Source organism: Moraxella haemolytica, from assembly GCF_030177935.1.
GTDB classification, from domain to species: domain Bacteria; phylum Pseudomonadota; class Gammaproteobacteria; order Pseudomonadales; family Moraxellaceae; genus Moraxella; species Moraxella haemolytica.
In genome coordinates this window covers 31,890-51,493 of the sequence record NZ_CP089974.1, presented here as the reverse complement: position 1 = coordinate 51,493, position 19,604 = coordinate 31,890, and the positions used below count along the sequence as shown (strand labels likewise).

General features: G+C 44.8%; 11 protein-coding genes, 2 rRNA genes and 1 pseudogene. 6 read left to right on the top strand and 8 right to left on the bottom strand.

Annotation, left to right across the window (positions count from 1 at the left end; translation table 11 throughout):
* Positions 1 to 29: 29 nt before the first annotated feature.
* Entirely contained in the window at positions 30 to 635 is a 606-nt protein-coding gene (locus LU276_RS00200; RefSeq protein WP_284673713.1) for a YigZ family protein, read from the bottom strand.
* 82 nt (positions 636 to 717) lie between these two features.
* Here LU276_RS00200 and LU276_RS00195 point away from each other — a divergent pair, with 82 nt between their 5' ends.
* From LU276_RS00195 to dapB, 5 genes are all read left to right on the top strand, one after another.
* Complete coding sequence (locus tag LU276_RS00195; protein WP_284673712.1) at positions 718 to 1,419, top strand: pseudouridine synthase; 702 nt, start codon at positions 718 to 720, stop codon at positions 1,417 to 1,419.
* Positions 1,420 to 1,480: 61 nt separating this feature from the next.
* Entirely contained in the window at positions 1,481 to 2,458 is a 978-nt protein-coding gene (locus LU276_RS00190; protein ID WP_284673711.1) for a DsbC family protein, read from the top strand.
* 294 nt (positions 2,459 to 2,752) lie between these two features.
* Positions 2,753 to 3,904 (top strand): molecular chaperone DnaJ, encoded by a 1,152-nt coding sequence (dnaJ, locus tag LU276_RS00185; RefSeq protein ID WP_284673710.1) that lies wholly within the window; start codon positions 2,753 to 2,755, stop codon positions 3,902 to 3,904.
* A gap of 614 nt (positions 3,905 to 4,518) precedes the next feature.
* A complete protein-coding gene (locus tag LU276_RS00180) occupies positions 4,519 to 8,712 on the top strand; it encodes a S6 family peptidase (RefSeq protein ID WP_284673709.1) in 4,194 nt (1,397 codons plus the stop codon).
* 141 nt (positions 8,713 to 8,853) lie between these two features.
* Positions 8,854 to 9,657: a 4-hydroxy-tetrahydrodipicolinate reductase gene (dapB, locus tag LU276_RS00175; RefSeq protein WP_284673708.1), complete on the top strand. Its 804-nt coding sequence runs from the start codon at positions 8,854 to 8,856 to the stop codon at positions 9,655 to 9,657.
* A gap of 108 nt (positions 9,658 to 9,765) precedes the next feature.
* Here the strand turns inward: dapB and LU276_RS00170 are convergent, their stop codons facing one another.
* The 4 genes and pseudogenes from LU276_RS00170 to LU276_RS00155 all read right to left on the bottom strand — a co-directional run bounded on the left by LU276_RS00170 (position 9,766) and on the right by LU276_RS00155 (position 14,502).
* On the bottom strand, positions 9,766 to 10,869 hold the full coding sequence (locus tag LU276_RS00170; RefSeq protein ID WP_284673707.1) for a metallophosphoesterase: 1,104 nt from the start codon (positions 10,867 to 10,869) through the stop codon (positions 9,766 to 9,768).
* Positions 10,869 to 11,837: a YheT family hydrolase gene (locus tag LU276_RS00165; protein WP_284673706.1), complete on the bottom strand. Its 969-nt coding sequence runs from the start codon at positions 11,835 to 11,837 to the stop codon at positions 10,869 to 10,871. The genes LU276_RS00170 and LU276_RS00165 overlap by 1 nt, the downstream gene beginning before the upstream one ends.
* Before the next feature lie 539 nt (positions 11,838 to 12,376).
* A pseudogene (locus tag LU276_RS10025) lies at positions 12,377 to 12,574 on the bottom strand (DnaJ domain-containing protein); the annotation flags it as partial.
* 2 nt (positions 12,575 to 12,576) lie between these two features.
* Positions 12,577 to 14,502, bottom strand: coding sequence for an ABC-F family ATP-binding cassette domain-containing protein (locus LU276_RS00155; RefSeq protein WP_284673704.1), 1,926 nt, complete (start codon positions 14,500 to 14,502; stop codon positions 12,577 to 12,579).
* Between the two features lie 109 nt (positions 14,503 to 14,611).
* On the opposite strand from LU276_RS00155, the gene erpA reads away from it, so the two are divergent.
* Complete coding sequence (gene erpA / locus LU276_RS00150; RefSeq protein ID WP_284673703.1) at positions 14,612 to 14,944, top strand: iron-sulfur cluster insertion protein ErpA; 333 nt, start codon at positions 14,612 to 14,614, stop codon at positions 14,942 to 14,944.
* A gap of 72 nt (positions 14,945 to 15,016) precedes the next feature.
* Here erpA and LU276_RS00145 read toward each other — a convergent pair whose 3' ends face one another.
* From LU276_RS00145 to LU276_RS00135, 3 genes are all read right to left on the bottom strand, one after another.
* On the bottom strand, positions 15,017 to 16,069 hold the full coding sequence (locus LU276_RS00145; RefSeq protein ID WP_284673702.1) for a hypothetical protein: 1,053 nt from the start codon (positions 16,067 to 16,069) through the stop codon (positions 15,017 to 15,019).
* Positions 16,070 to 16,242: 173 nt separating this feature from the next.
* Positions 16,243 to 16,356, bottom strand: a 5S ribosomal RNA gene (rrf, locus tag LU276_RS00140).
* Positions 16,357 to 16,487: 131 nt separating this feature from the next.
* Positions 16,488 to 19,345: ribosomal RNA gene (locus LU276_RS00135) — 23S ribosomal RNA — on the bottom strand.
* Positions 19,346 to 19,604: the final 259 nt, after the last annotated feature.

The following is a 19,604-nucleotide window of genomic DNA, read 5'->3' as shown; positions in this document are numbered from 1 at the left end:
CTTTAAGATGCGAATTTTAAAGGATTTTTTTATTCTTCGCTCTCTTCGTCCAAAAGCAACCCATAAACCCCAAGACCACCGCCAAATTCACTCACTTTTTCGCTATCCATCTGCACACTCATCACGACATCAGCACCATAATCCACCGATAAAATCTCACCGTCCATTTGCCCAACCAAATAACGAACTTGGGCTTCGTGAGCAAAGGTGGTGGCAACGGTCAGCACAGATTTAGGCACAAAGATGGTCAGTGCCATCTCATCTACCACCAGTTGTGTTGCGGTCGCATAGGCTCGAGTCAACCCCCCTGCCCCAAGCTTAATCCCCCCAAAATATCGCACCACCACGACCAACACATTACCAATGCCCTTATGTTGCAAAACATTTAAAATCGGTCTTCCTGCCGTACCATTTGGCTCACCATCATCATCAAAGCCTGCCGATGTGGTGTTATGTGGATCACCGATGATATAAGCGGTGCAATGATGGCGAGCATCAGGATAGGTCTGGCGTAAATGTTCCACATGAAACATGATATCGCTTTTATTGTTAATGGGATAAGCAAAGGCGAGAAATTCGCTCTTTTTGATTTCATAGACAGCTTGGCAGGGGATAGCAGGAGTGTGATAGGTCATTTTTTATTTGTTAATCTGGGTAAATATGATAGACTAAGGCTATTTTAACCCATTATTTTACTTTATTTAAGTGATAAAAATCATGAGACTTGATAAATTTCTAAGCAAAGCGACTGGGCTGTCTCGTAGTGAGTGCAAAAAGATACTCCACCGAGGCGAGGTTACCATCAATGACGAAATCAACAAAAATGGTAGCACGCACATTGGCGTAGATGATGAAGTGTTGTGGGCGGGCGAACCCTTATCCGTGGCGGACGGCAACCGCTACATTCTGCTATACAAACCAGATGGATTTGAATGCACCCTAAAAGCCAAAGAATACCCCATCGTAACCGAGCTGATCGCTGTGCCAGAAGTATCAAGTTTACGCATCGCAGGACGGCTTGATGTTGATACCACAGGAGCATTGCTCCTATCAGACGATGGGGCGTGGCTACACCGAGTTACTAGCCCCAAACGCCATCAGCCCAAACGCTATGAACTCACCCTTGCCGACCCCATGACTGCCGATGAACAAGCGAACGCCATTAAGCAGGTGGCAAATGGCATCTTATTAGCAGGTGATGATGTTAAAACTCGTCCTGCTCAGCTGTCTTTTAGCGATGAGACACACGCTACCTTGATACTCACCGAAGGCAAGTATCATCAGGTCAAACGCATGATGGCGTATTTTGGTAATAAAGTCATCAAACTTCACCGAGCCAGTATCGGTGCAATCAACCTAGACGGTCTAGAGATGGGCGAATGCCGATTTTTGACAGCAGAAGAAGTGGCTCAGTTTTAATAGTCAATATCATCAATTAAACACTTACGCACAATATTTATTAGTGACACATATGAAATCTATGAACATCATCAAGTCTATACTTGCAAGTCTCATTATCATGGCAAGCATTCACACCGCCAACGCCGCACCAACGCATGACGATATCCGCCGTACGCTCTTTGATGCAGGGCTGATTGTACCGATTGCAGATATTAGCCCAAGCCCCATCACATCACTCACACAGATTCGTTTGGCAGGTGATCAAGAACCACTACTCATCACTGATGACCTAAGCTACATCATTGGTGGCAACATCGAACCAAACCCAAGCCCAATCACCCCCATCAATGGACAAATCAGCTCAGGAAAGGCAGGTACACCCATCAGCAACACCCATAAAACCGCCTTACTGAACAACATGACCGCTCTAAAAAACATCAATGAGCAAAGTATGTTTTATCACACAAATGTTGATGGGCTACTGTGGGGCGTGTCAGGTAGTGGCACGACCTTTTTGGTGAGTAGTGATGGCAAATATTTCATCAATTCAGAGATTTCTGTCATCAAAAATGGTCGCTTAGCAGGTCTTGATGATGAGTTTGAACTCACCAAAAACCGCCATGTTTTTACCCAACTTGATGAGCAAGCCTTAACCACCTACCCTGCCAAAGGTCAACGCCATGCTACTTTATATGTGGCCACTGACATTCATTGTCCGTATTGCAGGATTTTTCATGAAAAAATCCATGAACTAAATAGTCAAGGCATCACCGTCAAGGCCATCGGCTACCCCATCTATGATGAGTCGCATGTTCCTATGGCTAGAATCTGGTGCGAATCTGATAATGACAAGCGAGCTGCACTATTAAGTGCTGCCATGAAAGACATTCACACCGCCCAAGATTGTCAAAGTTTAGACAACAAACTTGCCAGTAACCAACAGATCGCCCACGCCTTAGCCATTTTTGCCACGCCTGCCATTTTTCATGAAAACGGCACACTCTTTGAAGGACAGATTGACACAAGCGAGCTGATTGATTTTGTCAATGCCCAGTAGCTAACGATTGGTGATGTCATCAATCATCCAACGAACCATTGATGAATTGGGCATATTTTTTAATATGGCTGATAAACAAGCAACCTATTCACAACAGCCCGGTTGATTATCCTTTTGTGGTTTTACTGCTTGGTTCAACTTAGTCATTCACCAACTCAGCCTGTGTTGGTGAATGACACATCTACCCGCTTTGCTTCATTTTCATAATTTTCTTAATTTTTCTTATCATCTGCCTTGATAAAACAGACACAACCACCATTAAAGGCAAAACTATCTTGATATTGTGGAATTAACATGAGTAGAGATTTTTATACCGTCCTAGGTGTGGATAAATCAGCAGACGAGAAAGAAATCAAAAAAGCCTATCGCCGTCTGGCAATGAAATACCACCCCGATAAAAACCCAGACGACCCCAGTGCCGAAGAAAAATTCAAAGAAGCCACGATGGCATATGAGGTATTATCCGATGCCCAAAAGCGTGCCAGTTATGACCGCATGGGTCATACCGCCTTTGAACAAGGCATGAATAATGGCGGATTTGGTGGTGCAGGTGGCTTTAGTGGCGATTTTAGCGACATCTTTGGCGATATTTTTGGACAGTTCGGCGGTGGTGGTTTTGGCGACTTTTTTGGTGGTTCTCGTAGCTCTCGTGCTAGCAAGGGCAATGACCTATTATACCGACTGGCTTTAACACTCGAAGAAGCGGTTAAAGGCTGTAAAAAAGAAATCAACTTTAGTGCATCGGTCAGCTGTACCACCTGTCATGGCAAAGGGGCGAAATCAGACGCCGACATCGTTACTTGTACCAGTTGTGGCGGTCATGGTCAAGTGCGTGTACAGCAAGGCTTTTTTGTTATGCAACAGACCTGCCCTAACTGTCATGGAACTGGCAAAACCATCAAGAACCCTTGCCCAGACTGTCATGGCGAAGGCAAACAACAAAAATCTCAGACTCTAGAGGTATCCATTCCCGCTGGTGTGGACAATGGCGACCGTGTGCGTCTAGCAGGCAAAGGTGAGGCAGGCGATACTGGTATGCCAAATGGCGATCTGTATGTAGAGATTCATGTCAAAGATCATGAAATATTTACCCGCAACGGTGCGGATTTGCACATGGATATTCCTGTAGATATAGCCACCGCCGCCTTAGGTGATGAAGTTGAGATACCAACCCTAGATGGTCGCCTAAAAATCAAAGTTGCTGAAGGCACTCAAACTGGCAAACTGCTACGAGTGCGTGGCAAAGGTGTTACGACTGTACGCAGTGGCATGGTGGGCGATTTAATTTGTCGTATCATCGTTGAGACCCCAACCAACCTAAGTGATGAACAAAAAGAGCTGTTGCGTCAATTCAAAGCAAGTCTCGGCAAGGAAAATATTGCCAATGCCAAGAAAAAAGGCTTTTTTGATAAAATAAAAGATGATGTCAAAGATTTGTTTGACTAATCTATTGAAAAAAGCACGGTAACAAGCCGTGCTTTTTTCAATTTTGCAATCAGTCCATCACTCACCAAAAATCAATATGTAGACACTTATTGTTTATAATTTTTAAAAATAAAATCAAGGGTTTATCAATAAACAAAAAAATATTGGTATTTTTAATATATCACACCATAAACCTTGATTACATAAGATATTTTATATAAAATATCTAGTAGCACACCGCATAGGTGGCTTAGAAAAATATTGTTGAACACTTGGAGGTCGAAGCTAAAGAACGCAAGGCAAGAATTACTAAAATACAAGCCAAACAAATATTAATAAGAAAACAACATTATATCCTTAGGTAGCTTTGGTAACCGCACTTTATGCAACAGTGATTAAATAATTTTTACAACGCCGTCTATATCAATTCTAACTTGTAAAAGTTAAAATTGTTTGTATCATCTTTTTGTCGAGCTAACAGACCCCATCACTTCAAGCCCCAGCAATCGTTGGGGTTTTTTACCCAATCTTTGCAAAAAAGTGAAGTTTTACAGATTGTCTGTCTTGCTTTTGGGTATTTTTTATTGAATAATAACAAAAAATTTTCCCTAATAAGATTCAACAAAGGATTTTTTATGCTAAAACGCACCCTTCTTGCCACCGCCATTGCCAGCCATATTGCCCATGCTTCTAGTATTCGTGATGACATTGATTTGCAAACCTATCGAGATTTTGCCGAAAATAAAGGCGAATTTGTAGCTGGTGCAACCGACATTGTGATTCGCAACAAAAATGGCGACATCATCGGTACGCTACTGCCAGCAGGTGTGCCCGTGCCTGATTTTAGTGCCGCCAATACCAAATCTGGCGTGGTTACGCTCATCTCACCACAGCTAACAGGGACAGTACAGCACAATCCGACCTATGTACTGCTTGGGCAAGACCATCAACAATTTGCCAAAGATCGTTCCAACACCGCCGCTAGCAATTTGCAACTGGTGTACGATGGACTGAGCTTTGGGGCAAATGACAGTCATCACGCCCCAAAAAATCACTATTTTGTCGTCAAACGCAACGACATGGAAAAAGATCTCGATGTCCATGTTTCACACGCAGGTCGCTATCCAGTAGGGCTTGATGCCCACAAAATCATCAAGACCGAAGATGAAGCAACCGCAAGCGATGCCAATAGCGATTTTTGGACATATTATAGTATGGGCTCTGTGTATGACATTGCCCTACCACGCTTACACAAGCTAGTTACCGAAACCGCACCAACACCAAGCCTAGATGACATGGGCAACTTTAAGGTAGAAAATTACAGTGCTTTTGTTCATGTGGGTGCTGGCGTGCTAGAAATGGTAGACCCAAACACAGGTGATCCTGTATCATTCCAAGGCGTGTACCCACATCATACAGACTTGGGCACAAATACTTTTGTGCATGAATTTTTGACCGCAGGTCTGCCCCCTGCCCTAAAACCAGAACTTTCTGTCAATTACAGCAAAAACAACACCGATGCCAACAATCTGTCCTTTTATCTGATTGGCGAAGACACCGATTATCGCAAATTTTATGATGCCAATGACACCCCTATCGTCACACCAGATGGCGAGCGTCTACCCCTAGCCGCTGCCATTCAGCCGGGTGATAGCGGCAGCGGTCTTTATGGTTTTAACAAACTGACCCAGCAATGGGAATTAATCGGTTTTGTACAAAGTGGCAATGGCGGTGCGACCAACCAAGACCGCATCAACCGAGTCAATGCGTATAGCGACCAATACACCCTGTTTGACCCATATTTCAAACAACTGACCGAATACAATAATGCCATAGCCCCCCCCCTTACATCGGACGCGCTGGTCTGGCAACAAAAAGAGGATGACACACAGCTTGACGAGACTTTGGTAGAAAAACACAAAGATGTGTACATTGACACCAGTGGTACACTAACACTTGCCAGCGACATTGACCAAAAAAGCGGCTCACTTTATATTGGTACAGACGCACCAACCAACCTGCTCATCACAGGCGATAACAAGACGCACACAGGCGGCGGTATCTATGTGGGCGATGGTAGTCATGTGGATTACCAAGTTGGTATCAAAGAAAAGATCACCGTGTACAGCCAGCTTGGGCAAACCGACGAATATCTTGCCAAGCTGGGTGCTGGCACACTGACCATCAGTGGGCAAGGCAACAATCAAGGCGGCATCAGCGTGGGCGATGGCACAGTCATCTTGGATAAAGACGGGCAAGCTGCCAAATATGTAGAGCTGGCCAGCGGTCGTGGTCAAGTCATTCTCAACCGTGCCAACCAAGTCAAAAACAACGATTTTCGTTTTGGACACAAAGGCGGTGTGCTGGATTTGAACGGTCAATCCATCACCACCAACTACCTGCACAATGTTGACGACGGTGCCAAAATCATCAATAACAACACCCAAGCGGCTTCTACTTTGACATGGCGTTCGTCTCGTGATTTTGTCTTTGGCAAGGATGAAAACGGACATTATGCCGTCATTGGCAATGCCCATCTGGACAGACAATCTGGGGCAAATACCGCCAACTACATCGATTTGGGCAGTGATGCCACGCAAGCCCAAAATGCCAAACAAGCCTTGCTGGACAGTCAAGGCGTGATGACCGCTTTTGCAGGTCAGTTGGGCAATACAGAACAACAAGGCGAGCTTAATGTCGTCTTTAATCCCACAAATAAACAGGCAAAATGGCTACTGACAGGCGGTAGTTTTGTCAATGACTTGACCGCCCAAGATGGCACACTTATTTTGGCAGGCAGACCCACACCAAAGGCGTTTGACCATCTTAGCCAAAAAGATTTTGACCCCAATAAAAACACTTGGGTAGAGACACAATATACTGCCAAAACCATCAACGCCAATAATCACGCCACCGTCATGTCGGCACGAGGGGCAAATGCCATCTATGCCAATTTGGTGGGGAAAAACAATGCCAAATTTGACATTGGATTTTTGCCAAACAGTCAGGGCAAACTGTGCGTTCGCTCAGACTATAACGGCTTGATTGACTGCCAAACGCTGTCGCCTACCGACCAGCAAACTCATCGAGTAGATACCGTCTTGAAAGGCGATGTCCATCTTGATGGCAACGCTGGGGCAACCTTGACCGCCACCGATTGGACAGGTTCTATCTTGGGTTCTCAAAACACCAATCTAAAACTCAATCATAGTCAATGGCAGATGAATCAAAATGGCACGATTGGCAATTTGACACTCAACAGTAGTGCCATCAAACTCAGCCAAGATGGCGACTTTCACACCCTAAATGTTTTGGGCGATTTGACAGGCAGTAGCCAGATTTATTATCGCACCCGCATCAAAGACCTACTGGGCGATCAGATTGTGGTGCATGGCACGACCGCAGGTCAGCACACTTTGCACATTGCCAATGACGGTGCAGAACCTGCCGCCCCAAACAGCAAGCTCACACTCATCAAGACACTGGGCAACCAAAACAACCCGACCATAACACTAGCGAACAGTGCTGTGGATTTGGGAGCGTACCGTTATACGCTGGGCAATGACGCACAAGCGTTCTATTTGTACAATCCAGAATTGGACAAACAAGCCGAAAAAGAAAGACTAGAAGCGGAACGCTTAGCAAAAGAGCAAGCAGAGAAAGAGCGTTTAGCTCGTGAAGCAGAAGAAAAGGCTAAGGCTGAACAAGCAGAGCGTGAGCGTTTAGCTCAACTTGAAAAAGAAAGACTAGAAGCGGAACGCTTAGCAAAAGAGCAAGCAGAGAAAGAGCGTTTAGCTCGTGAAGCAGAAGAAAAGGCTAAGGCTGAACAAGCAGAGCGTGAGCGTTTAGCTCAACTTGAAAAAGAAAGACTAGAAGCGGAACGCTTAGCAAAAGAGCAAGCAGAGAAAGAGCGTTTAGCTCGTGAAGCAGAAGAAAAGGCTAAGGCTGAACAAGCAGAGCGTGAGCGTTTAGCTCAACAAAAACAAGCTGACATCATCAGCCGTTATACCAATGCTGCGTTGTCAGATTTATCATTGCAGGCGTACGATATTTTATCGCTGAGTCATCGCCTAAGTCAGACTTTACATGGTAATTTGAGCGGTATCTGGTTGCAAGCTGATCATAGTCAAGGCACGCATCAAAGCAATTTATACCGTCCATATGACCGCAAAACCAACAGTCAACAGCTTGGCTTAAGTCGCCAAACGGACAATCTACGCTACGGCGTCGCCATCACGAAACAAAACAGTACCGCTCAACTGGCTGATAGTATGCATACTGAACAAAACAGCATGCTTGCTAATATTTTTGCCAAATATCATTGGCATGATACTGCCTTTATGTTGGATTTAGGCTTTGGTCGCACCAATGCTGTAGTGGCAAGCAATCATAACAAGCGTCATTTTTCAAGCGTTGGCATAGGCATTAATCATCAATTTGGCGAAAAAATCGTAATCTTACCAAGCGTCTATGCTCGCCATCACAAACTTGATGGGGCAAATTATCATCTCAATGGGGCAAATATCGCACTAGACCGCACGCATATCAACCAAATTGGTGGCGATATCCAGCTACAAACCGCCCTAAGTTATGGCACATTGACCATCACCCCAAGTATCGGCTTGGGTTATCAGCATAATCAAGGCATGGGTGTGGTATCGGTCAATAATCATCGCTTTGCACAACACTTTGGCGATGATAAATATGCCAATGTTGGTGTGATGGTGCAACGAGGATTGTTAAATGCCAGCGTGCAGGTTGAACAGCATTATGGTGACGAAACAGATAAGCAAACCAAAGCAGGTATCCGATTGGGCTATACTTGGTAATTGCCATTATCTCACCAAAACATCAATTTTGGCGAGATTTTTTGGTTTTTCATCGGTTTTTTCTTTACAGATACTGATGAAAAACCACACAAGGTTTGTTATAATCAAAACACATCAAATCATCTAATATAAGGACAAAGCATGAATAGCCTAAATATCGGCATCATGGGTGCGTCAGGTCGCATGGGGCGAATGCTACTACAAGCCACCCAAGACAATCCAAACACCACCCTAAAAGGTGCATTTGTGCGTGGTATCTCAAGTCTCATTGGGGTAGATGCCGGTGAGTTTATTGGGACAGGCAAAAATGGCGTTGCTCTAAGCACGCTGGATGTGTCAGGAATTAACGCACTCATTGACTTTAGCTTACCTGAAGCACTAGATGAAGTACTCGCTCAATGCACTACCCATAAGACCGCCCTTGTGATGGGTGTAACTGGTCTTAGTGATGAACAAGAAGCCAAATTACAAGAAGCAAGCAAAACCATTCCCATCGTCTATGCAGGCAACTTCTCAACAGGTGTCAACCTAAGCCTAAATCTACTTGCCACCACAGCCAAGGTATTGGGGTTAGATGCTGATGTTGAGATTATTGAGCATCACCACAAACATAAGATTGATGCACCGTCTGGCACAGCCCTAATGATGGCAAATTCGGTTGCCACCGCTCGTGGGCAAAGCCTAAAAACCGCCCTTGTTCATGGTCGTCAAGGTGCGACCAAACGCAGTCAAGGCGAGATTGGTATGCACGCCATTCGTGGCGGTGAGATTGTCGGTGAGCATACGGTCGAGTTCATCATGAATGGCGAAATCATCGAAATCACACACAAAGCAATGAGTCGCCTAACTTTCGCTGCAGGGGCAGTGCGTGCTGCCATTTGGGCAAGCAAGCAACCAGCAGGTCTGTACGACATGCAAGATGTCTTAGGTTTAAAAGCCAGTTAAATACTGGCTTGCACAGCTTTGACTAGGTTATCAAGTAAATAAAAAAGCGTTCATTATCAAAACGCTTTTTTATTTACTCTTTAATTTTTTGCGGTTGATGAATAAGACCTACTTACCTGACAATTCAATCACCCATAGCTCTGACTGACTGCCCAAACGCAAAGGTATGCCCCAAAAACCATAGCCTGATGATACCACGATGTGTGTGCCATTGATGAGTCTATACCCATAAGCAACACGGTTTAGCATTTTTACAATAAAATTGGCAGGAAACAACTGCCCATTATGCGTATGTCCCGACACCTGCAAATCTATGGGCAACTTGACATTCTCATCGATCTGACTGGGACGATGATCAAGCAGGATTACAGGCTGTAACTGTTGTTGCTGACTAAGCTGACCATACAACTCATCACTGCTTTGTCTATTAAGCACATGATCATCAAAGCGACCAATAATAGAAAGCGGTACACCGCCTGCATAAATGGTCGCAACCTTATCATCAAGCAAAGTCGCTCCTGCCTCACGGATCGCCTGAACAATATCAAGGTAAGCATCGGTATCATACAAATCATGATTGCCCAAACTTGCTACTACGCCATCTGTGGTAGCTGTAACCACTCGTGCAAACGCCGCCGCCATATTCTGTTCGTCATAGGCTTTTGTATCATCGTCCATGATGTCGCCTGCCATGAGTAACAGGTCAACTCGCTCATCTTTTAATAACTCAGATAGTCTATCTAGTTGATTTGCACCAAACAGACTGCCCAAATGTAAATCTGATACCAACCCAATGCGTACAGGCTTTGCCATCGGTTTATCAATTTGCACCGACAGATATCGCACGGTCGGTGTATAGGCATTATAAACTGACAACCCCACCAACACACCAAACACCAAAACAGCAAATACCCTAATCACGGTAGAAAACCGCCCATCAAGCGATAACCTACGCAAGATAAACGATGCCAAAACCACCATCATCACGGTTAGCACGCCAAGCCACAACACCGCCAGATAGCCCACACCAAGGCGAAATTGACCGAAGAACAACACCGCCAAAAACACATTACTCACCACAAAGAACGCCGGCGTGATCCATCGTCTAGGCTTGGCGACATACGGGCGCACCAACCACTCAAGCCCACGACCGACAATAAAAGTAAACAGCTGAAATAAAATGACAATGACCACCAAAAATAGCATTCGCATCACACACAACCCTCAAAGAATGCCAATGCCCGCTTTGGAATATAATCCATACAAAATGCACGAGTAGCATAATCATAATCAATAAAGCCAATATGACCGCCATGCTCGGTAGTTAGCAGAACAACTTGTGATGAAACATCGCCACGCTCCGCCGTTACCCCCAAAAACGGATCGTCTTTAGCGGTGATGATGAGTGTCGGCTTGACTATTTCCTTTAAATAAGGCAAAGCGGACGCTTGACGATAATAATCATTTTTAGAGACAAAACCATGGCGAGGTGCGGTAAATATATTATCAAAATCACCCATACATTTAGCACGCTTTAGAGCAGTGATTTCATCAGCAGTAATCTGATTGTCCAGTGCTTTTTTAATAATAGGATTTAACAGATATGGCGTATAGATTTTCTTGCCAAGCAGTCGATCCATCGCAATCGACGCACTCGCCAAGTCCACAGGAGCAGACACCACCACCGCACACTCACAGATGGCATCAGTGCCATACTCGCCCATGTATTTGGCAAGGGCATTACCACCTAAAGACACGCCCATCGCATAGATGGTCTGATATTGCTGTTTTAAGATGCCTAAATAATGGTGTAACTCTGCAGTATCGCCTGCATTATAAAATATCTTGCCAGATACCGCCACGCCGCCACACGAGCGAAAATGAGGCACCACAAAATGAAAACCTGCCGTCTGCACCTGCTTAGCAAGCGTTCGTGCATAATGACTTTGGCTTGAACCCTCCATGCCATGAAACAGTACAACCAACGGTTTTTGGTATTTACCATCTACCAAGACATCATCCGCCAGTAGATAATCAAATGCCACATCACTCTCATCCAAACTGTCTTTGTAAAGATGGCGTTCATAATCAAGTGTATCTTTCACCAAAAATTTTGGTAGGATTGTTTGAATGTGTGGGTTTTTTAGCCAAAAAGGCGGAGCAAAAGTTGTATTCATCATCTCTCTTATCATTCCTTAAAAAACAAATCTATAAATCCATCAAGGCAAGGTTTTGCTAAATTTCAATACGCACCTAACCACAGCCGTCCATATCAACATGATACATCAGACACCTTGATTACAAACCATGCCTCCGCACCATCAATGACAAGTTTAACCTGCAAGCCATCTGATAACCCCTTAGGTAGCGTGGTGCGAATATTCCTACCAAAATGCACAAAGCCAACTTGTCCGCCATGCATAGCGACATCAGCACTAATGACAAGTACAGGCAGTGCTTGTTGTTTGGTGTGGCTTTGGGCTTGCTTGAACATCGTCCATGCTTTATCTATTAAGATTTTAGCATTTTTAAAAGCACCCTTATCATGCTGCCAATCATACTCCAATGTCTGCCAACGCCGCTCGGTGGCACGCATCAGCTGATGCACCTTGATTTGGGCTTTTTGTAGATTTGCCATAGCTGTGGGCGATTGTTGCAGTTTTTTTCCAATTTGATGAACCGCCTTGCCCATCACACTACAATAAATGGTGTGATAAGCATCATATCTGGCACGACTCTCCACATCTTTTAAAGTGGCATAGGCTTCATTGATAAGCACAATCTCACCACCCTCTCCCACTCTATCAGGATGATGGCGTGTGGCAAGTTTGCGATAAGCACGCTTTATCTCATCTTTGCTTGCTGACTTTGACACACCCAAAACCGCATAATAATCAACAGGTACATCATGTTTCATCACTAGCCACCTTGTTCTAATGACTGCTCTAAGCACTCAAGCTTATCCATCGCCAAAAGTAGTAACTCTTCTACCTCGCCAAGCTCAGATTGTAAATTAGATTGCTCAGATAACAAAGACAACAACCTCTCTTTATTAGCATCATCATATAGGCTTTGGTCGGACAAGGTTTCTTCAACACGACTCAGCTCATCAGAAAGTTTGTCTAGCTGTTTTTCCAGCCTTTCTATTTCTTTACGCAGTGGTGCAGTCTTGGCACGATTTTGAGCCGCCAGTTTACGCTTTTCTTCTTTGGACAGCCCTAATGTCTGATTGGCAACTTTGTTTTGCGTATTTAAACTGACCGTCTTAGCTTGTCTTTGTAATCTTGCGTGTCTTAGATGCTCAGCATAATCAACCATATCGCCAGCGAATTCTTCTGCTCGCCCATCAGCTACCAAGATGAGAGAATCACAAACTGAAGTAATCAATCCACGGTCATGCGATACCAAAATTAACGCCCCTTCAAAATTTTGTAGAGCAAGCATGAGTGCATCTCGCATCTGCAAATCCAAATGGTTGGTTGGCTCATCAAGCACCAGTACATTCGGACGCTGCCAAACGATGAGTGCTAGGGTCAATCTGGCACGCTCACCACCTGAGAAAAGATAGCACGGCGTATCAATCTTCTCGCCACGAAAATCAAAACTCCCTAAAAATGCCCGTAAATCAGCATCTGAGGTTGCCCCTGCTAGCCTACGAAGCAGAATCATCGGCGTGGCATTGCCATCTAACGCATCCATCTGATGCTGATTAAAATACCCAAGTTTTACAGTTTCTGACACCTTGTATGCACCACCAAGCAATGGCAAATCGCCAACCAACGCCTTAATTAGGGTTGATTTTCCCGCACCATTTGCCCCCAAGATACCCAAACGCACTTCAGGCGTGATTTGTAAATTTACCTTTGTCATGAGCGGTTTGTCATAACCGATGGTGGCATTATCCAGTACAATCAATGGGCTTGCCATATGACTTGGCGGATAAAACTCAAAACTAAAAGCTGAATCCGCCATCACGGGGGCAATATCAGCCATACGCTCTAGCTGTTTGGCACGACTTTGGGCTTGTTTGGCTTTGGTTGCTTTTGCCCCAAAACGGCGGATAAAATTCTCCAAATGTGCTTTTATTGCTTGCTGTTTTTCATAGGCTTGTGCTTGCTGAGAAAGGCGTTCGGCACGAGTACGAATAAATTGACTATAATTGCCTGAGTACAGCGTAATCTTGCCCTGCTCAATGTGCAAAATATGTCCCACCACCGCATCCAAAAAATCCTTATCATGACTAATTAACAATATCAAGCCATCAAACTTAGCAAGCCACTCTTCCAACCACAAAATCGCATCCAAATCCAAATGGTTGGTCGGCTCATCAAGTAGCAAAACATCAGCACGGTGCATGAGTGTACGAGCAAGATTGAGTCGCATCCTCCAGCCACCAGAGAAAGTTGCCACTTCTCTAGTGTGATCACCATCGCTAAAGCCAAGACCTGAGAGAATCTGTGCAGCCTTAGTCGGTATACGAAAGCCATCAATCTCCTCAAACCGCCCATAAATAGGAGCAATCTCTTCGGCGGACAATGCCGATTGATTTTGTAATTTTTGATTTAACTCATACCATTCACCATCACCAGACAGCACATAATCCATCGCTTGTATCTTAGTTGCGTGCACTTCTTGTGCCATGTGAGCAATCTGCCAATCACTTGGCATCTCAACACTGCCCACATCCGTCTGATGCTCGCCCAATAAAGTAGCAAACAAGGTGGATTTACCTGTGCCATTATTGCCTGTCAGACCAATTTTTTGCGATTTGTGCAGCTGTAAATTGACATCGCTAAACAGCAACCTGCCATCACGGCGAACCGACACATTTTTAAAATCAATCATAAAATACTTCCAAACAGTTTGCCATCTATTATAACAGAGACATTCCTTGTATAATTAAAATCTTGCCGATTATGATATAATACCAACACAAAAACAATCAGAGACGACAATGAACAATCTCATGACACTCACGGACAATGCCGCCAAAAAGTTAGCAAAACTAAAGATGGCCGAAAATAATGATTCGCTCATGCTACGAGTCTATGTTACAGGTGGTGGCTGCTCAGGTTTTTCTTATGGCTTTGACTTTGCTGAAGAAGTTGAAGAAGATGATGCCACTTTTTTAAATGGCGATGCAATTTTAGTTGTAGACAGTCTAAGTTATCAGTACTTGCATGGCTCGACCATTGACTATATTGAAGGGCTAGAAGGTTCTCGTTTTGTGGTTAACAACCCTAATGCCACCACCACTTGTGGTTGCGGATCGTCTTTTTCAATTTAAGGCGATTTTTAGTCAAATTTAGATCAAAAATAAAACCTGCTAACTTGCAGGTTTTATTGATTTAATCATGAATTATTTACGCTCATCACGCAATACTACTGGTGAGACAGACAGTCTATAATTAGCGGCAGCTGTTCTTGCACCAATGATGCTTGCCAAGAAAGTTAATAGCGTGCTTATCAACCAGAAAAGACCAGAGTATAGAGCTGCTTTACGAGCAGTATCTTCGGCAACTTGCAATGCTTGTTCCATGGTTGCACGAGCATCAGCAACGGCTTGCTTAGTATTATCAAGATATTCGTGATAAGAAGCTAATGTTTCTTGTTGAACTTCAACAGCTTGAGCTTGATTTAGACCTTCTGCTTGTAAACGGTCAATCAATTCATCGCCAGTCAATACAGTCTCAATCTCATCTGCACGCTGTTTAGCATACTCATCAATATTTTTCCAAGTATCAAGATTGGTAAAATCCATTTGAGCGACATCATTGCGAGTTTTGTTTAACATATCTTCTAGTACATTCACCGTTGCATGTACTTGCGATTGATTAAAAGTATCATTATTCTTGGCAACCCATGCTTCAATATCTTGACGATTGATGTTACCAGTTGCTTTTTGATACAGCTCTTCTGCACGACCTGCAAGATTGCCATCTGAATTAGCAGCTACCGCACCAGCACCGGCAACGGTAGCAGCTGTTGAGGTTACAGCACTAGCGGCTCCACCTATAGCATTTGCTGTCGTACCAACCGCATTTCCTGCAGTTCTTACAATACCTGATACGCTGTTCATTGCAAAAACAGAAGTAATCACCACGATCGCAGCTGCGGTCAGAATGCCTGTCAATGTTGCATCTTTTGGTAGAATGTCAGTACCATCACCAAATAAGGCTTCTGGTGCGGAGGCTTTGACAGCAAAGAAGCCAGCCACAAATGCACTCAATAAAGCGGTTACGGCAGCATAAATGCCCGCTGTAATACCTGCACCGCGAAGATCTAGCGATAAAAATGAGCTTAGCACCAATGCTAAGGCTAACATCATCATAGAAACCACAAGACCCATCAAAAGTCCTGCAAGAATACCACGCCAAGATGGGCGTCTAGCCACTGTTGTATGAATTTTCATAATTACTAAAACCTATAAAAAGTGAATAAAAACAATACCTTAGTATTTAATTCATTGTAAATGATTTCTCATGAATTTTCAGTATGCCTTTAGTACACTTAAAGTAACAATATGAAACCCAACCCCAAACATAAACCCCCCACATTTTCCAATGTGAGGGGTTTGAAATAAGGTGCTGACGATGACCTACTCTCACATGGGCGAACCACACTACCATCGGCGCTAAGACATTTCACTTCTGAGTTCGGGAAGGGATCAGGTGGTTCCATCTTGCTATTGTCGTCAGCGTAAAAGGATTAACAACGCTGTATGAGTCTGTTTTTTTATTTTTATTCAAGATTGATTCAAGCTTGTTAGGTAAAATCTTTACACTTACTTATACAACACATGAAATGGTTTTAAACCACTTGGGTGTTGTATGGTCAAGCCAAACGAGCAATTAGTATTGGTTAGCTACACATGTCACCATGCTTCCACACCCAACCTATCAACGTCGTAGTCTACAACGGCTCTTTAGGGAAATCTTATCTTGAGGTGGGCTTCCCGCTTAGATGCTTTCAGCGGTTATCCCATCCGAACGTAGCTACCCGGCAATGCTTCTGGCGAAACAACCGGAACACCAGAGGTTCGTCCACTCTGGTCCTCTCGTACTAGGAGCAGATCCTCTCAAATTTCCAACGCCCACGGTAGATAGGGACCGAACTGTCTCACGACGTTCTAAACCCAGCTCGCGTACCTCTTTAAATGGCGAACAGCCATACCCTTGGGACCTGCTTCAGCCCCAGGATGAGATGAGCCGACATCGAGGTGCCAAACACCGCCGTCGATATGAACTCTTGGGCGGTATCAGCCTGTTATCCCCAGAGTACCTTTTATCCGTTGAGCGATGGCCCTTCCATACAGAACCACCGGATCACTAAGACCTACTTTCGTACCTGCTCGACTTGTGGGTCTCGCAGTTAAGCGCGCTTTTGCCTTTATACTCTTTGAACGATTTCCGACCGTTCTGAGCGCACCTTCGTACTCCTCCGTTACTCTTTAGGAGGAGACCGCCCCAGTCAAACTACCCACCATACATTGTCCTCGATACTGTTATATCTAAGTTAGAACCCCAACATAACCAGGGTGGTATTTCAAGGTTGGCTCCATGGCAACTGGCGTCACCACTTCAAAGCCTCCCACCTATCCTACACAAGTTAGGTCAAAGTTCAATGTAAAGCTGTAGTAAAGGTTCACGGGGTCTTTCCGTCTAGCCGCGGGTACACAGCATCTTCACTGCGATTTCGATTTCACTGAGTCTCTGCTGGAGACAGCGCTGCCATCATTATGCCATTCGTGCAGGTCGGAACTTACCCGACAAGGAATTTCGCTACCTTAGGACCGTTATAGTTACGGCCGCCGTTTACTGGGGCTTCGATCAAGAGCTTCGCTTACGCTAACCCCATCAATTAACCTTCCAGCACCGGGCAGGCATCACACCCTATACGTCCACTTTCGTGTTTGCAGAGTGCTGTGTTTTTAATAAACAGTTGCAGCAGCCTGGTATCTGCGACTGCCAACAGCTCAAAGAGCAAGTCTTATCACCATCGGCAGCGTACCTTCTCCCGAAGTTACGGTACCATTTTGCCTAGTTCCTTCAGCAGAGTTCTCTCAAGCGCCTTGGTATTCTCTACCTGACCACCTGTGTCGGTTTCGGGTACGATTTGTTTATGACTATCGCTTAGAAGCTTTTCCTGGAAGCATGGTATTTGCCACTTTGCCAGTAAACTGGCTTGCTATCAGATCTCAGTAATAGTCTAGCGGATTTGCCTACTAAACCTACCTACATCCTTCCACCTGGACAACCAACGCCAGGCTGACATAACCTTCTCCGTCCCTCCATCGCATCATAAACAAGTATTGGAATATTAACCAATTTCCCATCGACTACGCCTTTCGGCCTCGCCTTAGGGGTCGACTCACCCAGCCCCGATTAACGTTGGACTGGAACCCTTGGTCTTCCGGCGTGCGAGCTTTTCACTCGCATTGTCGTTACTCACGTCAGCATTCGCTCTTGTGATACCTCCAGCATACCTTACGATACACCTTCACAGGCTTACACAACGCTCCCCTACCACTTAATTGAAACAATTAAATCCGCAGCTTCGGCTCCTAGTTTGAGCCCCGTTACATCTTCCGCGCAGGCCGACTCGACTAGTGAGCTATTACGCTTTCTTTAAATGATGGCTGCTTCTAAGCCAACATCCTAGCTGTCTGTGCCTTCCCACATCGTTTCCCACTTAACTAGGAATTTGGGGCCTTAGCTGGCGGTCTGGGTTGTTTCCCTCTTGACGACGGACGTTAGCACCCGCCGTCTGTCTCCCGGATAGTACTCATCGGTATTCGGAGTTTGCATCGGTTTGGTAAGTCGGTGTGACCCCCTAGCCGAAACAGTGCTCTACCCCCAATGGTATTCGTCCGAGGCGCTACCTAAATAGCTTTCGGGGAGAACCAGCTATCACCGAGTTTGATTAGCCTTTCACCCCTATCCACAAGTCATCCCCTGGCTTTTCAACGACAGTGGGTTCGGTCCTCCGGTGCCTGTTACGGCACTTTCAACCTGCTCATGGATAGATCACTCGGTTTCGGGTCTATACCCTGCAACTAAGACGCCCTATTAAGACTCGGTTTCCCTACGGCTCCCCTAAACGGTTAACCTTGCTACAGAATATAAGTCGCTGACCCATTATACAAAAGGTACGCCGTCACGGAACAAGTCCGCTCCGACTGCTTGTATGCACACGGTTTCAGGTTCTATTTCACTCCCCTAACAGGGGTTCTTTTCGCCTTTCCCTCACGGTACTGGTTCACTATCGGTCAGTCAGGAGTATTTAGCCTTGGAGGATGGTCCCCCCATCTTCAGACAAGATTTCACGTGTCTCGCCCTACTTAATATGTCTCATAAACAGTTTCGCATACAGGACTATCACCTACTATGGTTGGCTTTCCCACGCCATTTTGCTACTGTAAATTTGATCGGCTCCTCCCCGTTCGCTCGCCGCTACTTGGGGAATCTCAATTGATGTCTTTTCCTCGGGGTACTGAGATGTTTCACTTCTCCCGGTTTGCCTTCTATCCAAAGAATAGAATACCTATCTTATGATAAGTGGGTTTCCCCATTCAGAAATCGCCGGGTCACAGGATATTGCCACCTCACCGACGCTTATCGCAGGCTATCACGTCTTTCATCGCCTCTGACTGCCAAGGCATCCACCATGTGCACTTCATTACTTGACCATACAACCCCAAGGGGTCTTATGGGTAATGTGTAACGATTTACCTATGTTTACGCTTGATTCAGTTCTCTTTACTTTATCCAATCACCTTCTATAAAAGAAGTGGAGTGTGATTGGAATGGTTAATTATTTGTTGGAATTAAATAATTAACCCAGACTCATATTTTCGTTGTTAAATAATGATATGAACTTCGTCAGTTCATAAAGTTAAAGCATAAATAAGAAATCTCTTATCAAATTGCTTATGTATGCTTTTGATG

What these genes read in the sequence shown, in the direction of transcription:
- LU276_RS00200 (WP_284673713.1), bottom strand. Translation starts at nt 635, where the DNA reads ATGACCTATCACACTCCTGCTATCCCCTGCCAAGCTGTCTATGAAATC.
- LU276_RS00195 (WP_284673712.1), top strand. Translation starts at nt 718, where the DNA reads ATGAGACTTGATAAATTTCTAAGCAAAGCGACTGGGCTGTCTCGTAGT.
- LU276_RS00190 (WP_284673711.1), top strand. Translation starts at nt 1,481, where the DNA reads ATGAACATCATCAAGTCTATACTTGCAAGTCTCATTATCATGGCAAGC.
- dnaJ (WP_284673710.1), top strand. Translation starts at nt 2,753, where the DNA reads ATGAGTAGAGATTTTTATACCGTCCTAGGTGTGGATAAATCAGCAGAC.
- LU276_RS00180 (WP_284673709.1), top strand. Translation starts at nt 4,519, where the DNA reads ATGCTAAAACGCACCCTTCTTGCCACCGCCATTGCCAGCCATATTGCC.
- dapB (WP_284673708.1), top strand. Translation starts at nt 8,854, where the DNA reads ATGAATAGCCTAAATATCGGCATCATGGGTGCGTCAGGTCGCATGGGG.
- LU276_RS00170 (WP_284673707.1), bottom strand. Translation starts at nt 10,869, where the DNA reads ATGCGAATGCTATTTTTGGTGGTCATTGTCATTTTATTTCAGCTGTTT.
- LU276_RS00165 (WP_284673706.1), bottom strand. Translation starts at nt 11,837, where the DNA reads ATGATGAATACAACTTTTGCTCCGCCTTTTTGGCTAAAAAACCCACAC.
- LU276_RS00155 (WP_284673704.1), bottom strand. Translation starts at nt 14,502, where the DNA reads ATGATTGATTTTAAAAATGTGTCGGTTCGCCGTGATGGCAGGTTGCTG.
- erpA (WP_284673703.1), top strand. Translation starts at nt 14,612, where the DNA reads ATGAACAATCTCATGACACTCACGGACAATGCCGCCAAAAAGTTAGCA.
- LU276_RS00145 (WP_284673702.1), bottom strand. Translation starts at nt 16,069, where the DNA reads ATGAAAATTCATACAACAGTGGCTAGACGCCCATCTTGGCGTGGTATT.